Source organism: Pseudomonas sp. TE3552 (assembly GCF_056278945.1).
The window spans coordinates 5,870,068-5,895,149 of sequence record NZ_JBWBQJ010000001.1 but is presented as its reverse complement, the minus strand read 5'-3'; the positions used below and the strand labels follow the sequence as shown (position 1 = coordinate 5,895,149).

Annotated in this window: 21 protein-coding genes; 11 read left to right on the top strand and 10 right to left on the bottom strand. The window is 59.7% G+C overall.

What is annotated here, in order from left to right; translation table 11 throughout:
- Positions 1–38: 38 nt before the first annotated feature.
- The 10 genes from ACZ9BB_RS26645 to ACZ9BB_RS26600 all read left to right on the top strand — a co-directional run bounded on the left by ACZ9BB_RS26645 (position 39) and on the right by ACZ9BB_RS26600 (position 11,003).
- Positions 39–500 (top strand): Lrp/AsnC family transcriptional regulator, encoded by a 462-nt coding sequence (locus ACZ9BB_RS26645; RefSeq protein WP_007936532.1) that lies wholly within the window; start codon positions 39–41, stop codon positions 498–500.
- A 215-nt stretch (positions 501–715) separates the two neighbouring features.
- Positions 716–2,398 carry a flavin monoamine oxidase family protein gene (locus ACZ9BB_RS26640; RefSeq protein ID WP_476217641.1) on the top strand — a complete coding sequence of 561 codons (1,683 nt, stop codon included), beginning with the start codon at positions 716–718 and terminating at the stop codon, positions 2,396–2,398.
- A gap of 12 nt (positions 2,399–2,410) precedes the next feature.
- A complete protein-coding gene (locus ACZ9BB_RS26635) occupies positions 2,411–3,205 on the top strand; it encodes a carbon-nitrogen hydrolase family protein (protein ID WP_476217640.1) in 795 nt (264 codons plus the stop codon).
- 107 nt (positions 3,206–3,312) lie between these two features.
- Entirely contained in the window at positions 3,313–5,751 is a 2,439-nt protein-coding gene (pqqF, locus tag ACZ9BB_RS26630) for a pyrroloquinoline quinone biosynthesis protein PqqF (RefSeq protein WP_476217638.1), read from the top strand.
- A 156-nt stretch (positions 5,752–5,907) separates the two neighbouring features.
- The gene (gene pqqA / locus ACZ9BB_RS26625) at positions 5,908–5,982 is read left to right on the top strand and encodes a pyrroloquinoline quinone precursor peptide PqqA (protein WP_009045898.1); all 75 of its coding nucleotides are present in this window, start codon (positions 5,908–5,910) and stop codon (positions 5,980–5,982) included.
- Positions 5,983–6,066: 84 nt separating this feature from the next.
- Complete coding sequence (gene pqqB / locus ACZ9BB_RS26620) at positions 6,067–6,978, top strand: pyrroloquinoline quinone biosynthesis protein PqqB (protein ID WP_476217636.1); 912 nt, start codon at positions 6,067–6,069, stop codon at positions 6,976–6,978.
- A 55-nt stretch (positions 6,979–7,033) separates the two neighbouring features.
- Positions 7,034–7,786: a pyrroloquinoline-quinone synthase PqqC gene (gene pqqC, locus ACZ9BB_RS26615; RefSeq protein WP_476217634.1), complete on the top strand. Its 753-nt coding sequence runs from the start codon at positions 7,034–7,036 to the stop codon at positions 7,784–7,786.
- Complete coding sequence (gene pqqD / locus ACZ9BB_RS26610; RefSeq protein WP_007904212.1) at positions 7,783–8,058, top strand: pyrroloquinoline quinone biosynthesis peptide chaperone PqqD; 276 nt, start codon at positions 7,783–7,785, stop codon at positions 8,056–8,058. Before pqqC ends, pqqD begins: the two co-directional genes overlap by 4 nt.
- 4 nt (positions 8,059–8,062) lie before the next feature.
- Positions 8,063–9,205: a pyrroloquinoline quinone biosynthesis protein PqqE gene (gene pqqE, locus ACZ9BB_RS26605; protein WP_476218435.1), complete on the top strand. Its 1,143-nt coding sequence runs from the start codon at positions 8,063–8,065 to the stop codon at positions 9,203–9,205.
- Positions 9,171–11,003, top strand: a complete 1,833-nt coding sequence (locus tag ACZ9BB_RS26600) for a S9 family peptidase (protein WP_476217632.1) — start codon at positions 9,171–9,173, stop codon at positions 11,001–11,003. The genes pqqE and ACZ9BB_RS26600 overlap by 35 nt, the downstream gene beginning before the upstream one ends.
- 119 nt (positions 11,004–11,122) lie before the next feature.
- Here the strand turns inward: ACZ9BB_RS26600 and ACZ9BB_RS26595 are convergent, their stop codons facing one another.
- Positions 11,123–12,406 carry an aspartate aminotransferase family protein gene (locus tag ACZ9BB_RS26595; protein WP_476217630.1) on the bottom strand — a complete coding sequence of 428 codons (1,284 nt, stop codon included), beginning with the start codon at positions 12,404–12,406 and terminating at the stop codon, positions 11,123–11,125.
- A gap of 169 nt (positions 12,407–12,575) precedes the next feature.
- Between ACZ9BB_RS26595 and ACZ9BB_RS26590 the strand changes: the two genes are divergently transcribed.
- Entirely contained in the window at positions 12,576–13,496 is a 921-nt protein-coding gene (locus ACZ9BB_RS26590; protein ID WP_476217628.1) for a LysR family transcriptional regulator, read from the top strand.
- A gap of 227 nt (positions 13,497–13,723) precedes the next feature.
- On the opposite strand, the gene ACZ9BB_RS26585 is transcribed toward ACZ9BB_RS26590, so the two are convergent.
- The 9 genes from ACZ9BB_RS26585 to bioF form a co-directional block, all read right to left on the bottom strand.
- Complete coding sequence (locus ACZ9BB_RS26585; protein ID WP_476217626.1) at positions 13,724–15,502, bottom strand: acyl-CoA dehydrogenase C-terminal domain-containing protein; 1,779 nt, start codon at positions 15,500–15,502, stop codon at positions 13,724–13,726.
- 269 nt (positions 15,503–15,771) lie between these two features.
- The gene (locus tag ACZ9BB_RS26580) at positions 15,772–17,568 is read right to left on the bottom strand and encodes an acyl-CoA dehydrogenase C-terminal domain-containing protein (RefSeq protein WP_476217624.1); all 1,797 of its coding nucleotides are present in this window, start codon (positions 17,566–17,568) and stop codon (positions 15,772–15,774) included.
- A 90-nt stretch (positions 17,569–17,658) separates the two neighbouring features.
- Positions 17,659–18,948 (bottom strand): GGDEF domain-containing protein, encoded by a 1,290-nt coding sequence (locus ACZ9BB_RS26575; protein ID WP_476217622.1) that lies wholly within the window; start codon positions 18,946–18,948, stop codon positions 17,659–17,661.
- A 228-nt stretch (positions 18,949–19,176) separates the two neighbouring features.
- Positions 19,177–20,982: a phenylacyl-CoA dehydrogenase gene (locus tag ACZ9BB_RS26570; RefSeq protein ID WP_476217620.1), complete on the bottom strand. Its 1,806-nt coding sequence runs from the start codon at positions 20,980–20,982 to the stop codon at positions 19,177–19,179.
- 278 nt (positions 20,983–21,260) lie between these two features.
- Complete coding sequence (locus ACZ9BB_RS26565; RefSeq protein WP_476217618.1) at positions 21,261–21,557, bottom strand: pyrroloquinoline quinone biosynthesis protein PqqE; 297 nt, start codon at positions 21,555–21,557, stop codon at positions 21,261–21,263.
- Between the two features lie 120 nt (positions 21,558–21,677).
- Positions 21,678–22,358, bottom strand: a complete 681-nt coding sequence (gene bioD, locus ACZ9BB_RS26560) for a dethiobiotin synthase (RefSeq protein WP_476217616.1) — start codon at positions 22,356–22,358, stop codon at positions 21,678–21,680.
- The gene (bioC, locus tag ACZ9BB_RS26555; RefSeq protein ID WP_476217614.1) at positions 22,355–23,167 is read right to left on the bottom strand and encodes a malonyl-ACP O-methyltransferase BioC; all 813 of its coding nucleotides are present in this window, start codon (positions 23,165–23,167) and stop codon (positions 22,355–22,357) included. The genes bioD and bioC overlap by 4 nt, the downstream gene beginning before the upstream one ends.
- A complete protein-coding gene (locus ACZ9BB_RS26550; RefSeq protein ID WP_476217613.1) occupies positions 23,160–23,891 on the bottom strand; it encodes an alpha/beta fold hydrolase in 732 nt (243 codons plus the stop codon). The genes bioC and ACZ9BB_RS26550 overlap by 8 nt, the downstream gene beginning before the upstream one ends.
- The gene (gene bioF / locus ACZ9BB_RS26545) at positions 23,884–25,062 is read right to left on the bottom strand and encodes an 8-amino-7-oxononanoate synthase (protein ID WP_476217611.1); all 1,179 of its coding nucleotides are present in this window, start codon (positions 25,060–25,062) and stop codon (positions 23,884–23,886) included. Before bioF ends, ACZ9BB_RS26550 begins: the two co-directional genes overlap by 8 nt.
- Positions 25,063–25,082: the final 20 nt, after the last annotated feature.

Here is a 25,082-nt window from a genome sequence, read left to right as displayed (position 1 = left end):
ATGCCTGCCCATTGCTCTGTACCGCTGGAGATGCCCCTTTGCCTGACACTCGCCCGCCCGTTCTCGACGAAATCGACCGCCAATTGATCGCCGCTTTGCAGATCAATGCCCGTGAAAGTGTGGCCATGCTCGCCCGGCAGCTGGGCATCGCCCGCACCACCGTTACTTCGCGCCTGGCGCGGCTGGAAAAGGCCAAGGTAATCACCGGTTATGGTGTGCGCCTGGGTCAGCGCGTGATCGATGGAGGATTGCAAGCTTACGTTGGGATTACGGTGCAACCGAGGTCTGGCAAGGAAGTGCTGCGGCGTCTGAGTGCCATGGCGCAGGTTCAGCAGTTATGTGCTGTGAGTGGCGAATTCGATTATGTGGCGTGGTTGCGCACCGACTCGCCGGAGCAGCTGGATCAGTTGCTGGATCAGATCGGCAGTGTCGATGGGGTGGAGAAGACAACGACTTCGATCATCCTGAGCAGCAAGATTGATCGGGGGCAGCCGGTTTGAGTTTCTGCCGGTAGATCTTCGGCGTCTGGTCGGGCCTCTTCGCGGGCAAGCCTCGCCCCTGCAATGTGTAGCGATACGTCGTCATATTGATCAAGCAATTAGCAAAACGACGACACATTGCGTCTTATTAACGTGTTCTACGCTCTCTAGAATGGCTGCCATCTTTTCCTATACTCAGACGCGCATCCCGCGTCGGGTCGCCAGTAAGGTCAGCCATGAACAAGAACAATCGCCATCCTGCAGACGGTAAAAAACCGGTCACCATTTTCGGCCCGGACTTTCCTTTCGGTTTCGACGACTGGATCGAGCATCCGGCCGGCCTGGGCAGCATCCCGGCGCACAATCACGGGGCCGAAGTGGCGATTGTCGGGGCAGGTATTGCCGGTCTGGTAGCCGCTTACGAATTGATGAAGCTGGGCCTCAAACCCGTCGTCTACGAAGCCTCGAAAATGGGCGGTCGTCTGCGCTCCCAGGCGTTCAACGGCGCCGAAGGCATCATCGCCGAACTCGGCGGCATGCGCTTCCCGGTGTCGTCCACCGCGTTTTATCACTATGTCGACAAACTAGGTCTTGAGACCAAGCCTTTCCCGAACCCGCTGACGCCCGCATCGGGCAGCACGGTGATCGACCTCGAAGGTCAGACCCATTACGCACAGAAACTGGCGGATCTTCCCGCATTGTTCCAGGAAGTGGCTGACGCCTGGGCCGATGCGCTGGAAGCCGGTTCGCAGTTTTCCGATATCCAGCAAGCCATCCGCGACCGCGACGTGCCCCGCCTCAAGGAGCTGTGGAACACCTTGGTGCCGCTGTGGGACGACCGCACCTTCTACGACTTCGTCGCCACCTCCAAAGCCTTCGCCAAGCTCTCGTTCCATCACCGCGAAGTGTTCGGCCAGGTCGGTTTCGGCACCGGTGGCTGGGACTCGGACTTCCCCAACTCGATGCTGGAAATCTTCCGCGTGGTGATGACCAACTGCGACGATCACCAGCACTTGGTGGTTGGCGGCGTGGAACAAGTGCCACTGGGCATCTGGCGCCATGTGCCGGAGCGTTGCGCGCACTGGCCTGAAGGCACCAGTCTCAGCTCGCTGCACAATGGCGCACCCCGTACCGGCGTGAAGAAAATTGCCCACGCAGCGGACGGTCGTTTTGCCGTCACCGACAACTGGGGCGATACCCGTGAATATGCAGCGGTGCTGACCACTTGCCAGAGCTGGCTGCTGACCACCCAGATCGAGTGCGACGAAACCCTGTTCTCGCAAAAGATGTGGATGGCCCTGGACCGCACCCGCTACATGCAGTCGTCGAAAACATTCGTGATGGTCGATCGCCCGTTCTGGAAGGACAAGGATCCGGAAACCGGCCGTGACCTGATGAGCATGACCCTCACCGATCGCCTGACTCGCGGCACGTACCTGTTCGATAACGGCGACGACAAGCCCGGGGTAATTTGCCTGTCGTACTCGTGGATGAGCGACGCCCTGAAAATGCTTCCGCAGCCGGTGGAAAAACGCGTGAAGCTGGCGCTGGATGCGTTGAAGAAGATCTACCCGAAAGTCGATATCGCCGCGCGAATCATCGGCGATCCGATCACCGTGTCGTGGGAAGCCGACCCGCACTTCCTCGGGGCCTTCAAAGGCGCCCTGCCCGGCCACTACCGCTACAATCAGCGCATGTACGCGCACTTCATGCAGGACGACATGCCGCCCGAGCAGCGCGGGATTTTCATCGCCGGCGATGACGTTTCGTGGACACCGGCCTGGGTCGAAGGCGCGGTACAGACTTCGCTTAACGCGGTGTGGGGCATCATGAAACACTTCGGCGGTGAAACTCACGCCGAAAACCCGGGTCCAGGAGATGTGTTCAACGAAATCGGTCCGATCGCCCTTCCTGAGTAAGAGGAATCCGAAATGCGCGTAGCCCTTTACCAATGTCCACCGCTGCCCCTGGATGTCGCAGGTAATCTGCAACGCCTGCATCAACTGGCGCTGGAGGCCAAGGGCGCAGACTTGCTGGTGCTGCCGGAGATGTTCCTGACCGGCTACAACATTGGCGCCGATGCGGTCAACGTACTGGCAGAGGTGCACAACGGTGAATCGGCGCAGCAAATCGCGCGCATTGCCAAAGCGACGGGGATCGCCATTTTGTATGGCTACCCGGAGCGCACCGAAGACGGGCAGATCTACAACGCCGTGCAGTTGATCGACGCCAATGGCGAGCGGTTATGCAACTACCGCAAGACTCACCTGTTCGGTGACCTCGATCACTCGATGTTCAGCCCCGGGCCGGATGAGTTTCCGCTGGTTGAGCTCAACGGCTGGAAGCTTGGCTTTTTGATCTGCTACGACCTGGAATTCCCAGAGAACGCCCGGCGCCTGGCGTTGACCGGAGCCGAATTGATCCTGGTGCCGACGGCGAACATGACTCCCTATGACTTCATCGCCGACGTCACCGTCCGGGCTCGGGCCTTCGAAAACCAGTGTTATGTGGCGTACGCCAACTACTGCGGGAGCGAAGGCGAGATCCAGTATTGCGGCCAGAGCAGCATCGCTGCCCCGGACGGCAGCCGTATCGCCCAGGCCGGTCTTGATGAAGCATTGATTGTCGGGGAGCTGGACCGTCAGCTGATGATCGATTCCCGCGCCGCCAATCGCTACTTCCTCGATCGTCGTCCCGAGCTTTATGGCGAGCTGAACAAGCGCTGATCCACTTAGGGGGCGTTCCCAATCAGTTTCCCCGGCACGGCGTGGAAACTGATTGAGAACGCCCCCTAATCCGCTAGCATTAGCGCTTCTCTGCTCTGGAAGTGCTCATGCCTGCGCTGAATCACCCCAACCTTCACTCTGAAACCCTGGCCAACGGCCTGCGGGTGACGCTGCGTCATGCGCCCGATTTGAAGCGTAGTGCCGCTGCGTTGCGGGTCGCCGCCGGCAGCCACGACGTGCCGCTTGCCTGGCCGGGGCTGGCGCACTTTCTTGAGCATTTGCTGTTCCTGGGCACAGAACGCTTTCCCGCAGGCCAAGGGCTGATGGCCTACGTACAAGGTCATGGCGGGCAGGTGAATGCACGAACCAGCGAACGTACGACGAATTTCTTTTTCGAGCTGCCGCCTCAGGCGTTTAGCGGTGGACTGGAGCGTCTGTCAGACATGCTCGCCCATCCGCGTATGAATCCGGACGATCAGCGGCGGGAACGGGAAGTGCTGCACGCCGAATTTGTCGCCTGGTCGCGGGATGCGACAGCCCAACAGCAATTTGCATTGTTTGACGGGCTCTCGGCGGCTCACCCGTTACGGGCATTTCATGCCGGTAACCGTTACAGCCTGCCAGTGCCGCAGCCCGAGTTTCAGCAAGCGCTGAAGGACTTCTATCAGCGGTTTTATCAGACCGGGCAGATGACGCTAAGCCTGGCCGGGCCACAGAGTCTTGATGAATTGAAGGGGATGGCGCAGCAGTTTGCCATGGCCATTACTGCCGGTGAAAAAGTCCCTCAGACAAAACCCGCTCTGTTGATGGAATCTTCAAACAATAGTTATCAACAGGCTGGAGAACGGCGGCTGGATCTGCTGTTCACCTTCGAAGCGCTGCCCGACTCATCGCCCGAAGCGCTGGCGTTCCTGTGCCATTGGTTGAATGCTGCAAAACCCGGTGGCCTGTTGGCCCACCTGCGAGACTGCGGGCTGGCGGACCACCTGAAAGCCGCGCCTCTCTACCGCTATGCCGGACAAGCCTTGCTGCACATCGAATTCACACTGCCCGCCAACGCCCCGCAAGCGGGCAGCGTGATTCGCGAACGGCTTGTGGATTGGCTGGGCTTTTTTGCCTCCCATCTGGATTGGGCCGAACTGCGCGCAGAATATGCCGCCCTATTGCAGCGCCAACAGAAAGTCAGCAGCGCCTTGCAGCTGGCCCAACGAGACAGTGAGCAGCTTGAAACAGGGCTATCCGAGCCGGGCGTTGTCGCCCTCAAGGCAGTCCTGAAACAGATCGGCGCTGTGGATAACTTCACCGGCCACTGGCAACTGCCGTCCGCCAACCCGTTTTTGCGTGCTGAGGCACCGGCCGCGAATGCCGGTTTGATTCGCGGCCAGACCAGCGCTCACCGCGGCCTGCGGACCTTCGCCCAGGATCGCTCGCGCAGCCGTCGCGAACGTTCGCCGATGCAGTTCAGTCAGGCGTTGCCGGATAACACGGATGAAGGGGCGGTTTATCTGCGCTGGCGTCTGGAATCCGCAGTTCACGAGCGTCTTCAGTCGGATCTGGAAAACAGCCTGCGGCCGTTACGCGAAGATGCACGGCAGGCCGGTGTCGACGTTTCCTTCAGTGCATCGGGCAATGAATGGCTGTTGAACATGAGCGGGCTGCAGGAACCGATGCCGACAGTCCTGGAACATGTGCTGAAAGCGCTGACAACACCTGGTGCGCACGTCTCACAGGAAACGCCGATGGCCAGTGCGTTGATGCCGATTCGACAGCTGCTCAACGCACTGCCCGGTCTGTGCCTTGCGCACACCGCAGCCTCGGAGGATTTGCAGCAACTGTGGTCGAGCGCACGCTGGGATGGTCTGGCGACAGGCCTGTCTGCCCAGACACAAGCGGCGATGGGGCTTGCCCTGAGCCGTGTGCCGGGGACTCCAGACAATCAACCGACGACGCCGTTATCGATCGGCTCACAGTATCTCTGGAACGCCGTCGATACCGGCTCCAGCGAACACGCGTTGTTGCTCTTTTGTCCGACGGCAACCCATGACATTGCTGACGAGGCCGCCTGGCGCTTGCTCGCACACCTGTTCCAGACGCCGTTCTACCAGCGCCTGCGGGTGGAGTTGCAACTCGGCTACGCCGTATTCAGCGGACTACGCCAGATAAACGGTCAGACCGGGCTGCTGTTCGGCGTGCAATCGCCGAGCGTCGCCCCTGTGGATCTTTTGGGACATATCGGGCATTTCCTGCGCGGCTTGACTGAGATGATTGGCGGCTTCGATGACGCAACTTTCATCGATCAACGCCAGGCCCTGGCCGATCAATTCGATAGAACAGCCCTGCCCAACGCCCAAGCCGCCGAACTGCTCTGGCAAGGCAAACTGGCCGGCCACCCGTCGGATTACCTGAAACGCCTGCCTCAGGCGATTCTGATGCTCGACCGTGAAGCCTTGCTGGCGGCGGCACAACGACTGAACCAGGCCGAAGGTGGCTGGCGCTGTCTGGCCAGCGGGCCCTGCCCCGGGACGCCTTGGCAAGTGGCAAAATGATCATTACCGGGGCTGCAATTAGCTTTCTCAAAGATTCGCGGCCAATCGCTCAGTAATTTTGAGTAACATAGCCACCTATCTATCTGAACATCTCCTGCTGGAGGTGGACTATATGTATAGGTCTCAACTGTCCCATCCACCTGAAGGAGCGCTCCCATGTCCTGGTCCAAACCTGCTTACACCGACCTGCGTATCGGCTTCGAAGTCACCATGTACTTCGCAAGCCGCTAAGCTCCGCCATTTGGTAGAGAACGCAGTGCTACGCCTCGGCTCGCCGGGGCGTTTTTATTTTCAGCTTTCAATGATGGAGCGGCCATGTTTGTCCAGATTCTAGGTTCCGCCGCCGGCGGCGGTTTCCCCCAGTGGAACTGCAACTGCGTGAACTGCGCGGGTTTTCGCGACGGCAGCCTGCGGGCCAAGGCGCGTACCCAGTCGTCCATCGCGATTTCCGATGACGGCGTGAACTGGGTGCTGTGCAATGCTTCACCGGACATCCGCGCCCAGCTCCAGAGTTTTGCACCCATGCAACCGGGCCGCGCCCTGCGTGATACCGGCATCAGCGCAATCATCCTGATGGACAGCCAGATCGACCACACCACTGGCCTGCTCAGTCTGCGCGAAGGCTGCCCGCACCAGGTCTGGTGCACCGACATGGTCCATGAAGACCTGAGCACCGGTTTCCCGTTGTTCACCATGCTGACGCACTGGAATGGTGGGCTGACCTGGAACCGAATCGAACTCGATCAGAGCTTCACCGTCTCGGCCTGCCCGAACCTGCGTTTCACCCCGCTGCCCTTGCGCAGCGCCGCCCCACCCTACTCGCCGCATCGCTTTGACCCGCATCCGGGCGACAACATCGGCCTGATCGTCGAAGACCTGAACACCGGCGGCAAACTGTTCTACGCACCGGGCCTGGGCAAGGTCGATGCTCCGTTACTCAAGATCATGGCCAGCAGCGATTGCCTGTTGGTGGACGGCACGATGTGGGACGACGACGAAATGCAGCGCCGTGGTGTCGGCACGCGCACTGGCCGGGAAATGGGCCACCTGGCGCAGAACGGCCCCGGCGGTATGCTGGAAGTGCTGGGGCAATTGCCCAAACAGCGCAAAGTACTCATCCACATCAACAACACCAACCCGATTCTCGATGAGGATTCGCCGGAGCGTGCGGAGCTGGTTCGGCGCGGGGTTGAAGTGGCGTATGACGGCATGAGTATTGTGCTGTAGCGAAGGCGTCAGACCAGACACCAAAGAATCCACCGGTTGTTCCCGGAGAACCGCAATGACTGACATTCCAATGTCCCCCGCCGAATTCGAAGCGGCCCTGCGCGCCAAGGGCGCCTACTACCACATCTACCACCCTTATCACGTGGCAATGTATGAAGGCCGGGCAACCCGCGAGCAGATCCAGGGCTGGGTCGCCAACCGTTTCTACTATCAGGTGAACATCCCGCTCAAGGATGCCGCAATCCTGGCTAACTGCCCGGACCGCAAGATTCGTCGCGAATGGATTCAGCGCCTGCTGGACCATGACGGCGCCCCCGGCGAAGAGGGCGGCATCGAAGCCTGGCTGCGTCTTGGGCAAGCGGTCGGCCTCGACCCGGATCAGCTGCGCTCTCAGGAACTGGTGCTGCCCGGCGTGCGGTTCGCCGTGGATGCCTACGTCAACTTCGCCCGCCGGGCCCGTTGGCAGGAAGCCGCCAGCAGCTCGCTGACCGAGCTGTTCGCACCGCAGATCCACCAATCGCGCCTCGACAGCTGGCCGCAGCATTACCCGTGGATCGACCCGGCCGGCTACGAATATTTCCGTACACGTCTGGGCCAGGCGCGCCGGGATGTGGAGCATGGTCTGGCGATCACTTTGCAGCACTACACTACCCGGGAAGGCCAGGAGCGCATGCTGGAAATTCTCCAGTTCAAACTGGACATTCTTTGGAGCATGCTCGATGCCATGAGCATGGCCTACGAACTGAACCGCCCGCCGTACCACAGCGTGACCGAACAGCGGGTCTGGCATAAAGGAATTACCTTATGAGTTTTGATCGCAGCAAAACCCCGACCTGGCGCCCAGGCTACCGTTTCCAGTACGAGCCGGCACAGAAAGGCCATGTGCTGCTCTACCCGGAAGGCATGATCAAACTGAATGACAGCGCCGCGCTGATTGGCGGCTTGATTGATGGCGAGCGGGACGTCGCGGCGATCATCGCCGAGCTGGGCGCGCGATTCCCCGACGTGCCTGAGCTCGGTGACGACATCGAGCAATTCATGGAGGTCGCCCGTGCTCAGCACTGGATCGAACTTGCCTGATTGCGTGTCAGACAAGTTACCGCCCAAGCCCGAAATCGGCCTGCCACTGTGGTTGCTGGCCGAGCTGACGTATCGCTGCCCGCTGCAGTGCCCGTACTGCTCCAATCCATTGGATTTCGCCGAGCAAGGCAAAGAATTGACCACCGAGCAGTGGCTCAAAGTCTTTCGCGAAGCCCGGGAGATGGGCGCGGCGCAGTTGGGTTTTTCCGGCGGTGAGCCGCTGGTGCGTCAAGACCTCGCCGAGCTGATCTTTGAAGCACGCAAGCTGGGTTTCTACACCAACCTGATCACTTCGGGCATTGGTCTCACCGAGCAGAAAATCAGCGATTTCAAGAAGGCCGGGCTCGACCACATCCAGATCAGTTTCCAGGCCAGCGACGAGCAAGTGAACAACCTGCTGGCCGGCTCAAAAAAAGCCTTCGCGCAGAAACTCGAAATGGCCCGCGCGGTGAAGGCTCACGGCTACCCGATGGTACTGAATTTCGTCACCCATCGGCACAACATCGACAAGATCGACCGGATCATCGAGTTGTGCATTGCTCTCGAGGCGGACTTCGTCGAACTTGCGACATGCCAGTTTTACGGTTGGGCCCAGCTCAATCGGGTCGGCCTGTTGCCAACCAAGGAACAACTGGTTCGCGCCGAACGCATCACCAACGAGTACCGCGCCAAGCTGGAAGCCGAAGGACATCCCTGCAAGCTGATTTTCGTGACGCCGGACTATTACGAAGAACGGCCGAAAGCCTGCATGAACGGCTGGGGCAGTATTTTTCTGACGGTCACGCCGGATGGAACCGCCCTGCCCTGTCACGGCGCCCGACAGATGCCGGTGCAGTTTCCCAACGTGCGCGACCACAGCATGCAGCACATCTGGTACGACTCGTTCGGCTTCAACCGTTTTCGCGGTTACGACTGGATGCCCGAGCCATGCCGCTCCTGCGACGAGAAAGAAAAAGACTTCGGCGGCTGCCGCTGCCAGGCATTCATGCTCACGGGTGACGCGAGCAACGCCGACCCGGTGTGCAGCAAGTCGGAACATCACGGCGTGATCCTCAAGGCCCGCGAAGAAGCCGAGCACGCGACCCAGACCATTGAACAACTGGCCTTTCGCAATGAACGAAACTCACGCCTCATCGCCAAAAGCTGAACCCTTGAGCGCCGCCAGGGCCGTAGCCGCCGGCATCGACTTCGCCGAGTTGCAGGTCGGGCAACATGGCCTGTTCTGGAACGAGTACCGCCCGGAGGATGCCGCCTGCCGGATCTGGCAGTGGCGCGACGGCCAGGCTCATTGCCTGACACCACCCACGTTCAGTGCGCGCAGCCGAGTGTACGAATATGGCGGTGGAGCGTTTTGTCTGACCGATGACGGGATTGTTTTCGTCAACGAGGCTGATCAGCAGCTGTATCGGCAATCGCTGACAGGTGAAACGCCTGAGGTGCTGACTTCAAGTGAATGCCGTTACGGCGATCTGCAATTCGCCAACGGGCAGGTACTGGCGGTGGAAGAAAACCGTGACCGACATCGCCTGGTGGCGATCGATCTGGCTGACGGCCAACGTCATCTGCTGGCCGAAGGCGCCGATTTCTACGCGGCACCGACCCTGAGTCCCGACGGTCAGCGTCTGGCCTGGATCGAGTGGAACCGCCCGGATCAGCCGTGGACCGCGACTCGCCTGATGGTTGCCGAACGCCAGAACGATCGCAGTTTTGCGCAGCCTCGTTGTGTGGCGGGCGATGGTGCTCAGGAGTCACTGCAACAACCTCGATTCGATGACAGCGGCCGTCTGTTTTGTCTGACCGATCGCGGCGGTTTCTGGCAGCCGTGGGTGGAGTCGACCGGCGGTCTGAAGCCACTTCCAAGCGTTGCTGCCGATCATGGACCTGCGCCTTGGCAACTGGGTGGTTGCACCTGGTTGCCGTTGAGCGAAGACACTTACCTGGCGAGTTGGACTGAAGGCGGTTTTGGTCGACTGGGGCGTTGTCATGGCGATGGTTCCTGTGACGATTTCACTGGCGACTACAGCCGTTTCCGCCATCTCGCACAGGATGAGCAATTCATCTACTGCATTGCCGCTTCGCCGATCAGTTCGTCTGCGGTGATCGCCATCGACCGTAGAACCCGGCAGGTCAAGATTCTGGCTGGCGGTGTTGCGCCATTGCCCGCCGAACAGATCAGCCGCCCACAAACCCTGCGTTATCCGAGCGGTTCCGGCGAAGCTCACGGCTTCTTCTATCCGTCGATGACCGGTGATACGAAACCGCCATTGGTGGTGTTCATTCATGGTGGCCCGACATCGGCCTGCTACCCGATGCTCGACCCGCGGATCCAGTATTGGGCACAACGCGGCTTCGCCGTGGCCGATCTCAACTACCGAGGCAGCAGCGGCTACGGTCGGGCTTATCGCCAGGCGTTGCACCTGAGCTGGGGTGAGGTGGATGTGGAAGATGCCTGCGCGGTGGTCGCCTACCTCGCCGAACGTGGATTGATCGACGGCGACAAGGCATTTATCCGTGGCGGCAGCGCCGGCGGGTACACCACGTTGTGCGCACTGGCCTTTCACAAAGTCTTTCGTGCGGGGGCCAGCCTGTATGGCGTCAGCGATCCCGTCGCGCTGGGCCACGCCACCCACAAGTTCGAAGGCGATTATCTGGATTGGTTGATTGGCGACCCGATGCAGGACGCTGAACGCTACGCGGCGCGCACGCCATTGCTGCACGCGCACAACATCGGCGTTCCGGTGATTTTTTTTCAGGGTGAACTGGACGCCGTGGTCGTCCCGCAACAGACCCGAGACATGGTCAGGGCGCTACAGGACAATGGCCTTCTGGTCGAAGCCCACTACTACGCCGACGAACGCCATGGCTTTCGCAAGGCCGGCAATCAGGCCCATGCGCTGGAGCAGGAATGGTTGTTTTATCGACGGGTGATGGCGTTGGCGGACTGAAATCGGCCCCTCCAAATACCTCAATGAAGACAAAAAAACGCCCCACGCCAAAAAAATCAGGCGTAGGGCGATGCGTTATACCGCGAGACGGTTCGGGAATTCGTGCAGGGCGCATCTGATCAGACCGCAATACCTTTGCGGCACTGCAGTTGCGCGGTGCGTACGCGGGAGAAGGCGCGGGCCAGGCGCAGGAGCATTTCGTCGATATTGGCCTTGCTGACGGTGAGGGCTGGGGTAAAGCGCAAGCAATCGGGTTGCGGGGCGTCGAGCAACAAGCCTTCGTACAACGCAGCTTTGACTACGGCGTCAGCCGAATCGTCGGACAGATCGAGCCCCCAGAGCAGCCCTTGCCCGCGCAATTCGCCGTGACCATGGCGATGGGCCAGACGACTCAGGCCTTCGCCCAGGTGCTGAGCGGTTTCCCTCATATGATCGAGAAAGCCCCTGTCCTGCACGTTGTCGAGTACGACAAGCCCGGCGGCACTCAGCAACGCATTGCCATGATGAGTGCCGCTCATTTCGCCTGTTTCGAAACAACAGGCCTTGCCTCGCGCCAACAAGGCCGCCAATGGCACGCCACCGCCGAGCCCTTTGCCGAGTACCACGATATCTGCCCGCACGCCGTAGGACTGTTCGGCAAGCAAGGTGCCGCAGCGACCGATGCCGGTCTGCACTTCGTCGAGTATCAGCAAGATGCCCAGCTCACGACACAGACGCTCGACGCCTTTGAGGTAGTGCCCGGTGGCCGGAATCACACCAGCCTCGTTCTGGATCGGTTCGAGCATGATTGCGACAGTCCGGGCGTCCACCGCCGCATGCAATGCCGGCAGGTCATTGAACGGAACATGGCTGAAGCCCGGCAGTTGTGGCTCGAATCGGTTGATCAGATTCGAACTGTCCGACGCCGAAATCGTCCCGAGACTACGGCCATGACAACCTTTACTGGCAACGATGATCCGCGAAGCGCCGCCACGATGTCTCTGGCCCCATTTGCGTGCCAGTTTGATCGCCGCCTCACAGGCTTCGCTGCCACTGTTGAGCAGGTACGCCTGGTCACTGCTGGTACTGGTACAGAGCCGCTCGGCGAGGCTGCGCACGCCACGGTTGTGCAAACCGAAACCCGGGTTGATCAGCGATTGAGCCTGCTCCGAGATTGCCTTGACCAGTGCTGAAGGGCTGTGTCCGAGGCTATTGGCGCCGCCACCCTGTGAGAAATCCAGATAAGCGCGGTCATCGCTGTCCCATAACCAGGAGCCTTGGCCACGCACGAAAATCTGTTTCGGCCGTTCGACACTGGGCATCAGGCACTCGCTGGAAAAGTTTTCGCTTCTGGACGGCAGGGAGGTAGCCATTGCCAGGTCGTCAAGACTCGGGGGTTTACGTCGCAAACTGAACAGATTCATCGGAGAAAACCTTGTCCGAGGTTTTTTGCCTTGCCTATGTAAACACTATCGACGTAAACGGTATTCATCGTCTTCTATGGCCCTGCAAGCCCTGTGAATGCGGTTAGACTAGGCTCAGGCAAGGCTTTGAGCCATTTCGATTTCCCAGCATTTTCGATAAGTATTATTTATGGATTTCAAGCAACTGCGTTACTTCGTCGCAGTCTACGAAGAAGGTCACGTCGGCCGGGCCGCCGAGCGACTTTCAATCTCCCAGCCAGCGTTGTCCCAGCAGATTCGCCAACTCGAAACAAACCTCGAGGTGAGCCTGTTCGAACGCAGTAGCAAACGTCTGCTGCCAACCCTGGCGGCCCATACGCTGTACAACCATGCCCTGCCCTTGCTCGATGGCCTGCAACGCGCTCGCGAAGCCTTGGGCAATTTCAAGGGCAAGGCGCTGCGAACCTTGGCCATTGGCGTGCTGCAGACCGTCCACTCCAGCCTGGTACCGCAAATGCTCGAACGCCTGCGCAAGGCACAGCCGCATTTAGTGGTGCAGATCTATGAGCTGACCGGCCTGGAAATCGAGCGGCGGCTACTCAATGGTTCGCTGGACATTGGCATCGGCTATCTGCCGCCCCGTCAGCCGGGCTTGCATGGCGTGCAGTTGTACGAAGATGAGCTGACCCTTGTCATCCCGGCGGACCATCCGTTGCGCGAATTCAAGAAGGTCTCCATGAGCCAGGCAGCCGAGTTGCCAATGTTGCTGCTGGGAGAAGAGTTCCAGGTGCGGCAGATCTGGCAGGCACAATTGGCCAATCTGGGACGCCGGCCGCAGGTGCAGGCCGAGCTGAACAACATGGCGGGGATTCTCGACAGTCTGCCGCACACGCGGCTGGCGACCGTGCTGCCCGGACGCTCACAAAAGACCCATGGCGACCAAGAGCTGCTGTGGAAACCACTGAGTGAGCCGCGGGTGCCGCTGAAAGTGGGGTTGGTGTGTCGGGATGTGCAGCGGCAACAGGCTTCGCTGGCATTGCTGCGGACATTGCTGGAAGAGGTGATGGATGAGCACTTGCGTAGCCCGGCGACACTGGACGGATTGAGCTGAGTACTTTTTCGCAGGCAAAAGAAAACCCCGCCGAAGCGGGGCTTTGCAGACTGTTTCCCTGACATCCATTTCACTCCGCCGTCCTGGCAGAATCCTACGTGTCCGTGTTGTTGCTTTGCGCTTCCTGCGCGACGTCCATGTGAAGTAGATTAGCTCTGGATCCAATTTACGCCTATGGGAAAACAGCAGCACGTCATGTAAGAGAATGCTTACATAACGTTCCCGGGTCAGAACTGTCCTGCATCCAACAGGAACAACGATTCGCTACCGGCCTTTACCGAGGCGCTCAGCGAGTGAATACGCGGCAGCAGACGGGCGAAATAGAACCGCGCCGTACCGAGTTTGCTCGCGTAGAAGTCGTCCTGCGCTTCTTTGCCGAAGGCTGCCTTGGCCATCAGTGCCCACATGTAGGCATAAGCCGTGTAACCGAATACTTGTAGATACTCGACCGAAGCAGCGCCGATTTCGTTCGGGTTATTTTTCGCACGGTCCAGCAACCACGCAGTCAGTTCGTCGAGGGTGTCCACTGCATCATTGAGCGGCTTGGTGAACTCCGCCAGGTCAGCACTGGCCGTCGCGGTGAAATGGCGAATCTCGTCAGCGAACAGTTTGTAGAACGCCCCGCCACTACCGACGATCTTGCGTCCTACAAGGTCCAGCGCCTGAATGCCGTTGGTGCCTTCGTAGATCTGCGTGATGCGCACATCACGAACCAGTTGCTCCTGGCCCCACTCACGGATGTAGCCGTGGCCGCCAAAAATCTGCTGGCCGTGAACCGTGGTTTCCAGACCCAGGTCGGTCAGGAATGCCTTGGCCACAGGCGTCAGCAATGCAACCAGATCTTCTGCGCGCTTGCGGGTGGTGGCATCTTCGCTGAACTTGGCGGTGTCCAGTTGCATCGCCACGTAAGTGGAGAATGCACGGCCGCCTTCGTTCGAGGCTTTCATGGTCAGCAGCATCCGGCGCACGTCCGGGTGGACGATGATCGGGTCAGCCACTTTGTCTTTGTTCTGCGCGCCGGTCGGTGAGCGGCTTTGCAGGCGGTCGCGAGCGTATTCGATAGCGTTCTGGTATGAGCGCTCGCCAGTGGCCAGGCCCTGGATGCCAACGCCCAGACGCTCGTAATTCATCATGGTGAACATTGCCGCCAGGCCTTTGTTCGGTTCACCCACCAGGTAACCCACGGCTTCGTCGAAGTTCATCACGCAGGTCGCGGACGCCTGGATGCCCATCTTGTGTTCGATCGAACCGCAGTTCGCCGGGTTGCGTGCACCCAGGCTGCCATCGGCATTGACCATGAACTTCGGCACCAGGAACAACGAGATGCCTTTCGGTCCCGCTGGCGCGTCTGGCAGTTTGGCCAGTACCAGGTGGATGATGTTCTCGGTCAGGTCGTGTTCGCCGCCGGTGATGAAGATTTTGGTACCGCTGACTTTGTAGGAACCGTCGGCCTGAGGCTCGGCCTTGGTGCGGATAATCCCCAGATCTGTACCGGCATGCGGCTCGGTCAGGCACATGGAACCGGCCCATACACCGGCGTACATGTTCGGCAGGTACGCGGCTTTCAGCTCTTCGCTGGCGTGGGCGTTGATCGACAGGCAAGCGCCAGCGGTCAGCATCGGGTACAGACCGAACGACAGGCTTGCGGAGTTGACCATTTCTTCGACCTGCGCCGAAACCGCCTTGGGCATGCCCATGCCGCCGTAGGTCGGATCGCCACCGACACCGACCCAACCGCCTTCAGCGTAAGTCTGATAAGCCTGTGGGAAACCGGTCGGGGTGGTGACGGCACCGTCGGCCCAGCGGCAACCTTCTTCGTCAGCCGCGCGGCTCAGGGGCGCGATGCTTTTGCTGGTGACCTTGCCGGCCTCTTCCAGAATGGCTTCAACAGTCTCAGCATCGACAGTCTCGGCCAGCGCAGGCAGTTCGGCCCAGAGTTTGGCGACCTCGAAAACTTCATTGAGGACGAAGCGCATATCGCGCAGGGGCGCTTTGTAGTCAGCCATGGCAAACCTCGCAAGATCTAAACAGGTGGTTCGTAGAATAGTGATTTCGTTGTGTCCGAGTGTACCTCAACAACTTTTACGACACATAGGGTCAACTCATGACTGTTTTGTTATTTTTAGTCATCAGCATTTCAGCTGAGATTATTCTCGCCTGCCAGAACGCATTCGCGGGCAAGCCTCGCTCCTACGGTCGTGTCGCACGCATTTCACGTGAACGACCTAGAACCGTAGGAGCGAGGCTTGCCCGCGAAGCTTTTCAAGCCTGATCGTCAGAGCGCAAACAACTCCGCCGGCAGTTTCATCAAACAATCGCTGCCTGCCTCGATGGCCGCCCGATGAGCGGCGGTACGTGGCAGTAAACGCTTGAAGTAAAACTCGCTGGTCGCCAGTTTGCCCTGGCAGTAACCGGCATCACCGTTGCCTGCCTCCAACTGCGCCTGAGCCACTAGCGCCATGCGTAGCCACAGGTAGCCGAGGATGATGTAGCCGCTGTACATCAGGTAATCCACCGAGGCGGCGCCGACTTCATCCGGATTTTTCATCGCCGCCATGCCGACCTTGGTGGTCAACTCGCCCCACTGCTGATTCAGACTATTGAGCTGCGCCACATAGCTGCCGAGTTGCGGATGCTCAGCGTTTGCTGCACAGAACTTGTGGACGATTTTAGTGAAGCCGCGCAGCAGTTTTCCCTGACTGCCAAGGACTTTGCGTCCAAGCAAGTCCAGCGCCTGAATGCCGTTGGTGCCTTCGTAGATGGGCGCGATCCGGCAATCACGAACCAGCTGTTCCATGCCCCACTCACGAATGAAACCATGACCGCCAAGCACCTGCATGCCGAGGTTGGTCACCTCCAGCCCGGTATCGGTCATGAAGGCTTTGCAGATTGGCGTCAGGAACGCCAATAAATCCTCAGCGTCCTGACGCGCCGTTTCATCCGGGCTCATGTGCGCAACATCCAGCAACTGTGCGGTGAAGTAAGTCAGCGCCCGATTGCCCTCGTTGAAGGCCTTCATGGTCAGCAACATCCTGCGCACATCAGGATGAACGATGATCGGGTCGGCGACTTTTTCCGGTGCTTTCGGCCCCGTCAGCGAGCGCATTTGCAGACGATCATTGGCGTACTTGATCGCGCCCTGGAAACTTGCCTCACCCAGACACAGACCTTGCATGCCGGTGCCGAGCCGCGCGTGGTTCATCATGGTGAACATGCAGTTCAGGCCCTTGTTCGGCTCACCGATCAAGAAGCCCTTGGCGTCGTCGAAATTCAGCACGCACGTGGCCGAGGCCTTGATGCCCATCTTGTGTTCGATCGAACCGCAGGAAACACCATTGTGCTCGCCCGCCTCGCCCTCGGCACTGGGTAGGAATTTAGGAACGATAAACAGCGAAATGCCCTTGGTACCGGCAGGCGCGTCCGGCAGTTTGGCTAGCACCAGGTGAATGATGTTGTCACTCATGTCGTGCTCGCCGGCGGAGATGAAAATCTTGCTGCCGGAAATCGCGTAACTGCCGTCAGTCTGAGGCACGGCGCGGGTCTTGATGATGCCCAGGTCGGTGCCGCAGTGGGCTTCGGTCAGGCACATGGTGCCGGTCCATTGGCCGGCGGTGAGCTTGCTCAGGTAGGTCTGTTTCTGTTCTTCGGTGCCATGGGCGTGAATCGCCGACATCGCACCGTGAGTCAGGCCTGGGTACATGCCCCAGGAGGTATTGCTGGAACCGACCATCTCACTGATGACCAGCCCCAAAGAACTGGGTAAACCCTGGCCGCCATAAGCCGGATCAGCCGCCAGACCATGCCAGCCACCTTCAACGTATTGTGCGAATGCTTGCTTGAAGCCTGTAGGCGTAGTCACCACACCGTTGTCGAAATGGCAGCCTTCTTCGTCGCCGCTGCGGTTCAGCGGTGCGAGAACGTTCTCACAGAATTTCGCGCCTTCTTCGAGGATCGCATTGACCATGTCCGGGCTGGCATCGGTGGCCCCGAGCGCGGCGTAGTTGCGGTGGAAATCGAAGACGTGGTCGATCAGAAAGCGCATGTCGCGCAGGGGAGCTTTGTACTCGGGCATGGTCATTTCTCCGGCAGCAGTTTGCTCAAACCTACTGCCGCCAACCATGCCTCACAATCACAGTCCAGACGCTGAATGCGCCATCATCACTCAACCCGTAGCGACGTCCATGCGCACCGCGCCACGGCGGTTCTGACCGAAGGCCATCACACAGTTCCGCCCCGCACCCTTGGCGCTGTAGAGCGCCTGGTCTGCGGATTTGAGTACTTCTTCAGGCGTGCGCTGTTCCAGCCGTTCGGCGACGCCGATGCTGACGGTGACCGACACACTCGAGGCACCTGAACCTGCGCGGCGCTGGCGTCCCTGCTGGTCATCCTGGGGACGACTGTCTTGATTGCGCAGCTGGATGTTGTAGGTGGCGATGGATTCGCGGATGACTTCCAGGTGCGGCATGCACTCTTCAAGGGTCTTGCCCGCAAATACCAAAGCAAATTCCTCCCCCCCGTAGCGATATGCCCTACCGCCTCCGCTGATCTTCGACAGCTTGCTGGCGACAAGTCGCAGCACCTGGTCGCCGACATCGTGGCCATGTGTGTCGTTGAATTTCTTGAAGTGATCGACGTCACTCATGGCCAGCACGTAATTGCGCCCCAGCCGTTGCATACGTTCGTTCAGGGCGCGGCGACCCGGCAGGCCGGTAAGCTCATCGCGGAACGCCATCTGATAGGCCTCATGGGCAACCGCGGCGGCAATCATCAACATCACCTGGCTGCACATAATGTTCAGGGTGAAAGGCAGGATGAAGGTTTTCGGCAACATCCAGAACAATCCCAACAGCCCCACCAATTGCGCAGCGTGCAAGGGTCTTGGGTTGCGCCAGTATTGCCAGGCCAGTAACAGGAACGAGGCGATGAACACGGGATAAGACAATTGGATCAAGCTCATCCACGCACCATGCAACGCTGGCCAGCGGATCTCGGACAGCCACATCAGCAGCGCCTGTGGGTAACTTTGCTCCAGCCCCAGCGCCACGCTGCCGAACGCCAGCAACACAGCGAAGCGCGCCACCATGTCCTGGAACAGGTGGGTGCGCTCTTGCCAGGCGGCGAACAAGCCAAACAGCAACGGCAACAACAGACAGCACAGATGGAACACCACCGCGGCGTCTTCACGAACCTTGCCGTTATCGCGGTAGTAGTCAGTCTGGGTGTCGAGCAGGAAGTAGGCGATGTACACCGTGACCATCAGAAACAGTTCACGCTGACGTCGGTAAACCGCGCAATATGCACCGCCGAGCAACAGCACCAACGTAGGCAGCACGTTAAACAGCGAAGTGAAGAAGACGTTGAGATCCTTGACGTAGGCAGCCGCAAGCCCCGCCAGCAACAACAGCAGCGACGGCAAAAAATGGCTGAAACGTACAGCGGAAGAACGCAACAAGGGTAAAGCTCCGACCCGGCAAACAAAGATGGCATTGTGCTTTCAGTTAGGACAATTAAGCACATTCAATGTGACGTGTGTCACATCGCCATCCTCTTTAACGGCAGCAATGCCGTTCTTCTTAGCGTTTTAGTCGGGAATATTTACAGACGTGATCGTTTGCGCCAGGCACAAAAAAACCGCTGCTCCCGAGGAAGCAGCGGCTTTGTGAAGGAGACTGCGTAGGGCTTAGTAACCCAGTGCGAAGTCTTCTTCTTTCATGTCCATCAGGTTGTTGGCGCCCGACAGCATGGTTGCAACGTGAGTGCGGGTACGCGGCAGGATGCGCTGGAAGTAGAAGCGCGCAGTCTGCAGCTTGGCGGTGTAGAACGCCTCTTCGGTGGTGCCGGCAGCCAGTTTCTCGGCAGCCAGACGTGCCATGTCGGCCCAGAAGTAAGCAAGGCAGGCGTAACCGGAGTACATCAGGTAGTCCACCGACGCCGCGCCGACTTCTTCACGGTCTTTCATGGCAGCCATACCGACCTTCATGGTCAGCTCGCCCCATTCTTTGTTCAGCGCAGCCAATGGCTCGACGAACTCTTTGACCGCGTCGTTGCCTTCGTTGGTCTGGCAGAACTTGTGGACGATCTTGGTGAAGCCTTTGAGTGCTTCGCCTTGAGTCATCAGCACTTTACGGCCCAGCAGGTCGAGTGCCTGGATACCGGTGGTGCCTTCGTACAGCATCGAAATACGGCTGTCGCGAACGTTCTGCTCCATGCCCCACTCGGCGATAAAGCCGTGGCCGCCGTAGATCTGCACGCCGTGGTTAGCGGATTCGAAACCGACTTCGGTCATGAAGGCTTTGGCGATTGGCGTCATGAACGCCAGCAGTGCGTCAGCTTTCTTTTTCTCTTCTTCATCGACGCCGTACTTGACGATGTCGACTTGCTTGGCGGTGAAGTAAACCATCGCACGGTTGCCTTCGGCGAACGCCTTCATGGTCAACAGCATGCGACGTACATCAGGGTGAACGATGATCGGGTCTGCGGCTTTGTCCGGCGCTTTCGGGCCAGTCAGGGAGCGCATTTGCAGACGATCACGAGCGTATTTCAGACCGCCCTGGAAGCCGATCTCGGCGTGAGCCAGACCTTGCAGCGCAGTACCCAGACGTGCGGTGTTCATGAAGGTGAACATGCAGTTCAGACCTTTGTTCGCCGGGCCGATCAGGTAACCGGTGGCCGCATCGAAGTTCATCACGCAGGTAGCGTTACCGTGGATGCCCATCTTGTGTTCCAGGGAACCACAGCTCACAGCGTTGCGCGGGCCGATCGAGCCGTCTGCGTTCGGCAGGAATTTCGGAACGATGAACAGCGAAATGCCTTTGGTGCCGGCCGGTGCATCCGGCAGACGTGCCAGAACGATGTGGACGATGTTGTCGGCCATGTCGTGTTCGCCGGCCGAGATGAAGATCTTGGTGCCGGACACTTTGTAGGAACCGTCGGCCTGAGGCTCGGCCTTGGTGCGCAGCATGCCCAGGTCGGTGCCGCAGTGCGGTTCGGTCAGGCACATGGTGCCGGTCCATTCGCCGGAGACCAGTTTGGTCAGGTAAGCCTGTTGCTGCTCGGGCGTACCGTGCTCGGAAATGGTGTTCATCGCGCCATGGGACAGGCCTGGGTACATGCCCCACGACCAGTTGGCTTCGCCAACCATTTCGCTGACGGCCAGACCCAAAGACTCTGGCAGGCCTTGGCCGCCGTGCTCTACGTCGTGAGCCAGGCTTGGCCAGCCACCTTCGACGAATTGCTTGTAGGCTTCTTTGAAGCCAGTCGGGGTTTTAACGCCGGACTCGCTCCAGGTGCAGCCTTCGGTGTCACCCACGCGGTTCAACGGCGCCAGCACCTGCTCACAAAACTTGGCGCCTTCTTCGAGAATGGCGTCAACCATGTCCGCAGTTGCGTCCTGGCAAGCCGGAAGGCTCTGATAGTGCGCTTCGTAGCCGAGCAGTTCGTCACGAACGAAGCGAATATCACGCAAGGGGGCCTTGTAGTCAGGCATAGCGATAAACCTCTGCTGATGTAACCGGGAATGAACGACCGCGTTGATTTATTGTGACGGTCAAACAGTTGTTTGAAACATACGTTTACGCCCAATTCTTGTCAAGCGCCGATCTTTTGCCGTTCGTCTTCGATCTATGGAAATCTCGGGCGCGCAGTTGCGCAACGTCGTTGATTGAGCAACACGTCATGTAGAAGAGATTAGTTGAGGCACAAGGACTTACGCAGAAAAACGCCGCGAACAGTCGCGGCGTTTGGAGTAGCGGATTACGCGAAGGGTCAGGCGAAGGTATCGATCAACGTACCGAGCATTTCATCAGAGGCCTTGGCGACTTTTACGCCCAGTTCCACCTGGAACTTGCCTTGGGACATCTCGACCACACTGCTGGCCAGATCCGATTGCTGGCTGCGGTCTACCGAGCGCAGACGATCGACCTGAACCTCGGAGGACTGACTGGTGACCGAACGCTCGATGGTGTTGTTGGCGATCTGCCCCGAAGCCTGATCGACACGGTTCTGCCCTGTCTGAATAGTGCTCAGACCGGCATAAAAAGCGGTGTTTCCTGAGATTTCCATGGGGGAACTCGTCCTACAAAGGATCAACAGCGGCCATTGAACCAGACACGCCGCCAAAAGGCCCGACAAAAACACTAATGGCACAGTGCCTTATCATAGGTAAAACCCAAGCCAGAAACTTCAGTCCAGCAGATCCAGCTGTAGATGCTCCGCCACCGCTTCGGCTGTCACCGACTTGAGTTTCGGCACCCGTCCCAGGCACGGCGCGGGAATGCGCTCGGCCAGCGTCGCAAGGTTCTCTTCCAGGCGCGAAGTCTTCGGATCGATGATGTTGGCCACCCACCCCGCCAACTGCAAACCATCCCGAGCAATCGCCTCGGCCGTCAGCAGTGCATGGTTGATGCAGCCCAGACGCATGCCAACCACCAGGATCACCGGCAGACCCAGCGCCATCGCCAGGTCCGACAAATTATCCTGATCCGCCAACGGCACTCGCCAGCCGCCAGCGCCTTCGATCAAGGTGAAGTCCGCCTGCAGATCGAGAACCTGTCGCATCGGTGTCAGCAACGATTGCACGGTCAACGCCACGCCAGCCTCCCGCGCCGCCAGATGCGGTGCGATCGCCGGTTCGAACGCGACCGGATTGACCTGATCGTAGGTCAACGGTACCGAACACTCGGCTAGCAGTGCCAGTGCGTCGGCGTTGCGTAATCCCTTGGGTGTCAGCTCACACCCGGAGGCTACGGGCTTACCTGCCGCCGTACTCAAGCCCGCCACTCGAGCGGCATGCAGCAAACCTGCGGCGACGGTGGTCTTGCCGACATCGGTGTCAGTACCGGTGATGAAATAGGCTGCACTCATAAGGGTTTCTCCAGCACGGCGTAAACCACTTGATAAGTCGCCGGCAGTCCCTGTGCCTGACGATATTGCTCGTAAGCCTCGATCAGGCCCAGGATCCGCGCCCTGCCGGTCAAACCGCCCGGCCGACCGGGGTTCAGGTTATGCGCCCCGAGTGCCTTGAGCTCATGGGTCAAGTTGCGGACATCGGGGTAATGCAGCACATGCGCACGCGTTTGGAGGTTGATGGCCTTCAAGCCACTGCCCGCGCAAAGCTGTTGGTAAACGCCGAACTCGCGGAAGCGGTTGACGTGCACCATGCCATCCACCTGACGCCAGCTGTCGCGCAACTCGTACAGCGTGCCTACACACAGACTAGCAAACGCAAAAACACCGCCCGGTTTCAGTACCCGATACGCTTCGTTGAGCACTGAGGCGAAATCCGCGCACCATTGCACCGCGAGGCTGGAGAAGATCAGGTCGCAGGTTGAATCCTGTAATGGCAAGCGCTCGGCATCGCCCGCGATGAAATGTGTGGCACCGCCCAAGGGGCGTGCGTGATTGAGCATCCCTTCGGCGATATCTAGCGCCAGCCCATTACCGGCAGGAAAACGCTCAGCGAGCGCGCGGCTGAAATACCCGGTGCCGCAGCCCATATCCAGCCAACGAGCGGGCACAAAACCCTCCGGCAATCGACTCAACAATTCACTGCCCACGTCGCGTTGCAACTCGGCCACGCTGTCGTAGCTCGCCGCCGCTCGGGAAAAGGACGCCGCTACCTGGCGTTTATCGGGCAAGCCGCCGGGCAAGTTGGGAAGGGACAAATCAGTCATCACCGGACTCATGCAAAAAGGCCTGAATCGCCCCCGCCACACCGTGGGGGTCTTCCAGAAGAAACGCGTGGCTGGCCTGTTCAATCAGACCGATTTCGACATCCGGCAGCAGCGCCAGCAAATCCCCCGCTGCTTCGGCCGGGACCAATCCGTCGAGGCCACCAAACAAGTGCAATTGCGGACCGCGAAACGCCTGCAATGCTTGCCGTGTATCCAGTTGTGCGAGCAACTCCAGGGCGCTCATCAGCACTGACGAAGAGGCATGCGGTGCGCCAGCGAGCAACAGCCGCGATATCCCGCGCGGGTCTTCGGCACCTTGGGCGCAAAGCAGCGAGAAACGTTTCAACGTCATGCGCGAGTCAGCCTTGCAGCCGGCCAGAAACGCATCGAAAGTCTCGCCCGGCATCGCACTCGGCCACTGCTCATGGGCGACAAAAGAAGGGTTACTCGCCAGGGTCAGCAAACCGCAGCAACGGTCGCCACGCCTCGCCGCCAGCTCGGACGCCAGCATGCCGCCCAATGACCAGCCACCGAGCCAGGCATCCTGGGGCAGCGTCGAGTCCAGTTCATCGAGCCATTCTTCAAGGTCACTCGACTCCAGCTCCGGCAGTGGCTCGATCTCAACGCGCAGGTGTTCATCCAGGCCTTGCAAGGCAGCCGCCAAGGGTTCCAGTGGCGAAATCCCGAGACCCCAGCCCGGCAGCAGAATCAGACGATCACGCATGGCTTGGCTCCGGTCCCAGTTGTTGAAAACAATCGGCCAGTCCATTTAACAATAGCTGTACCTGCGCCTCGCTGTGGGCCGCAGTCAGGGTGACACGCAAGCGTGCGCTGCCAGCGGGTACCGTCGGTGGGCGGATCGCGGTCACCATCAGACCGCGCTCGCGCAGCATTTGCGACAACCGGACCGCGCGCCCGGCATCGCCAATCATGATCGGCTGGATCGGCGTAAAGCTGTCCATCAACTCCAGGCCAATCTGTTCGGCGCCATGGCGGAACTGACGAATCAGCGTCTGCAGATGTTCACGTCGCCAGTGTTCGCTGCGCAACAGTTCGAGGCTTTTGAGCGTCGCGCAGGCCAGCGCTGGTGGCTGGCTGGTGGTGTAGATGTAAGGGCGGGCGAACTGGATCAGGCTCTCGATCAACTCTTCACTGCCAGCCACAAAAGCACCGGCCGTACCGAACGCCTTGCCGAGGGTGCCGACCAGTACCGGCACATCGTCCTGACTCAGGCCGAAATGCTCGACGATTCCGCCGCCATTGGCACCCAGCGGACCAAAACCGTGCGCGTCATCGACCATCAGCCAGGCACCTTTGGCCTTGGCTTCCCGCGCCAGCGCCGGCAAGTCGGCGATGTCGCCGTCCATACTGAACACACCGTCGGTGACCACCAGCGTATTGCCGGTGGCCTTCTCAAGGCGCTTGGCCAGACTGGCCGCGTCGTTATGCAGATAGCGATTGAAGCGCGCACCGGACAGCAGCCCTGCATCGAGCAGCGACGCATGATTGAGCCGGTCTTCCAGCACCGTATCGCCCTGCCCGACCAACGCGGTGACCGCGCCGAGGTTGGCCATGTAACCGGTGGTGAACAGCAACGCTCGCGGGCGGCCGGTGAACTCGGCGAGGGCTTCCTCCAGTGCGTGATGCGGGCCGCTGTGACCGATCACCAGATGCGAAGCGCCCCCACCCACGCCCCAACGCGACGCGCCGGCGCGCCAGGCTTCGATCACTTGCGGGTGATTGGCCAGGCCCAGGTAATCGTTGTTACAGAACGCCAGCAACGGCTGACCATCGACCACCACTTCCGGGCCTTGGGGGCTTTCGAGCAATGGGCGCTGGCGATAAAGGTTTTCGGCACGACGGGCAGCAAGGCGTGCGGCGAGATCGAAAGACATGCAGGCCTCGCGAGTAGGCA

Excerpts from the sequence above, each read along its gene's own strand:
- ACZ9BB_RS26550 (WP_476217613.1), bottom strand. The coding sequence starts at position 23,891 with ATGCGTGATCGTCTGATTCTGCTGCCGGGCTGGGGTCTCGGGATTTCG.
- ACZ9BB_RS26565 (WP_476217618.1), bottom strand. The coding sequence starts at position 21,557 with ATGGAAATCTCAGGAAACACCGCTTTTTATGCCGGTCTGAGCACTATT.
- ACZ9BB_RS26590 (WP_476217628.1), top strand. The coding sequence starts at position 12,576 with ATGGATTTCAAGCAACTGCGTTACTTCGTCGCAGTCTACGAAGAAGGT.
- ACZ9BB_RS26580 (WP_476217624.1), bottom strand. The coding sequence starts at position 17,568 with ATGCCCGAGTACAAAGCTCCCCTGCGCGACATGCGCTTTCTGATCGAC.
- pqqC (WP_476217634.1), top strand. The coding sequence starts at position 7,034 with ATGACTGACATTCCAATGTCCCCCGCCGAATTCGAAGCGGCCCTGCGC.
- pqqD (WP_007904212.1), top strand. The coding sequence starts at position 7,783 with ATGAGTTTTGATCGCAGCAAAACCCCGACCTGGCGCCCAGGCTACCGT.
- bioD (WP_476217616.1), bottom strand. The coding sequence starts at position 22,358 with ATGAGTGCAGCCTATTTCATCACCGGTACTGACACCGATGTCGGCAAG.
- ACZ9BB_RS26595 (WP_476217630.1), bottom strand. The coding sequence starts at position 12,406 with ATGAATCTGTTCAGTTTGCGACGTAAACCCCCGAGTCTTGACGACCTG.
- pqqF (WP_476217638.1), top strand. The coding sequence starts at position 3,313 with ATGCCTGCGCTGAATCACCCCAACCTTCACTCTGAAACCCTGGCCAAC.
- ACZ9BB_RS26600 (WP_476217632.1), top strand. The coding sequence starts at position 9,171 with ATGAACGAAACTCACGCCTCATCGCCAAAAGCTGAACCCTTGAGCGCC.
- bioC (WP_476217614.1), bottom strand. The coding sequence starts at position 23,167 with ATGACTGATTTGTCCCTTCCCAACTTGCCCGGCGGCTTGCCCGATAAA.
- ACZ9BB_RS26585 (WP_476217626.1), bottom strand. The coding sequence starts at position 15,502 with ATGGCTGACTACAAAGCGCCCCTGCGCGATATGCGCTTCGTCCTCAAT.
- ACZ9BB_RS26570 (WP_476217620.1), bottom strand. The coding sequence starts at position 20,982 with ATGCCTGACTACAAGGCCCCCTTGCGTGATATTCGCTTCGTTCGTGAC.
- pqqB (WP_476217636.1), top strand. The coding sequence starts at position 6,067 with ATGTTTGTCCAGATTCTAGGTTCCGCCGCCGGCGGCGGTTTCCCCCAG.
- bioF (WP_476217611.1), bottom strand. The coding sequence starts at position 25,062 with ATGTCTTTCGATCTCGCCGCACGCCTTGCTGCCCGTCGTGCCGAAAAC.
- ACZ9BB_RS26640 (WP_476217641.1), top strand. The coding sequence starts at position 716 with ATGAACAAGAACAATCGCCATCCTGCAGACGGTAAAAAACCGGTCACC.
- ACZ9BB_RS26635 (WP_476217640.1), top strand. The coding sequence starts at position 2,411 with ATGCGCGTAGCCCTTTACCAATGTCCACCGCTGCCCCTGGATGTCGCA.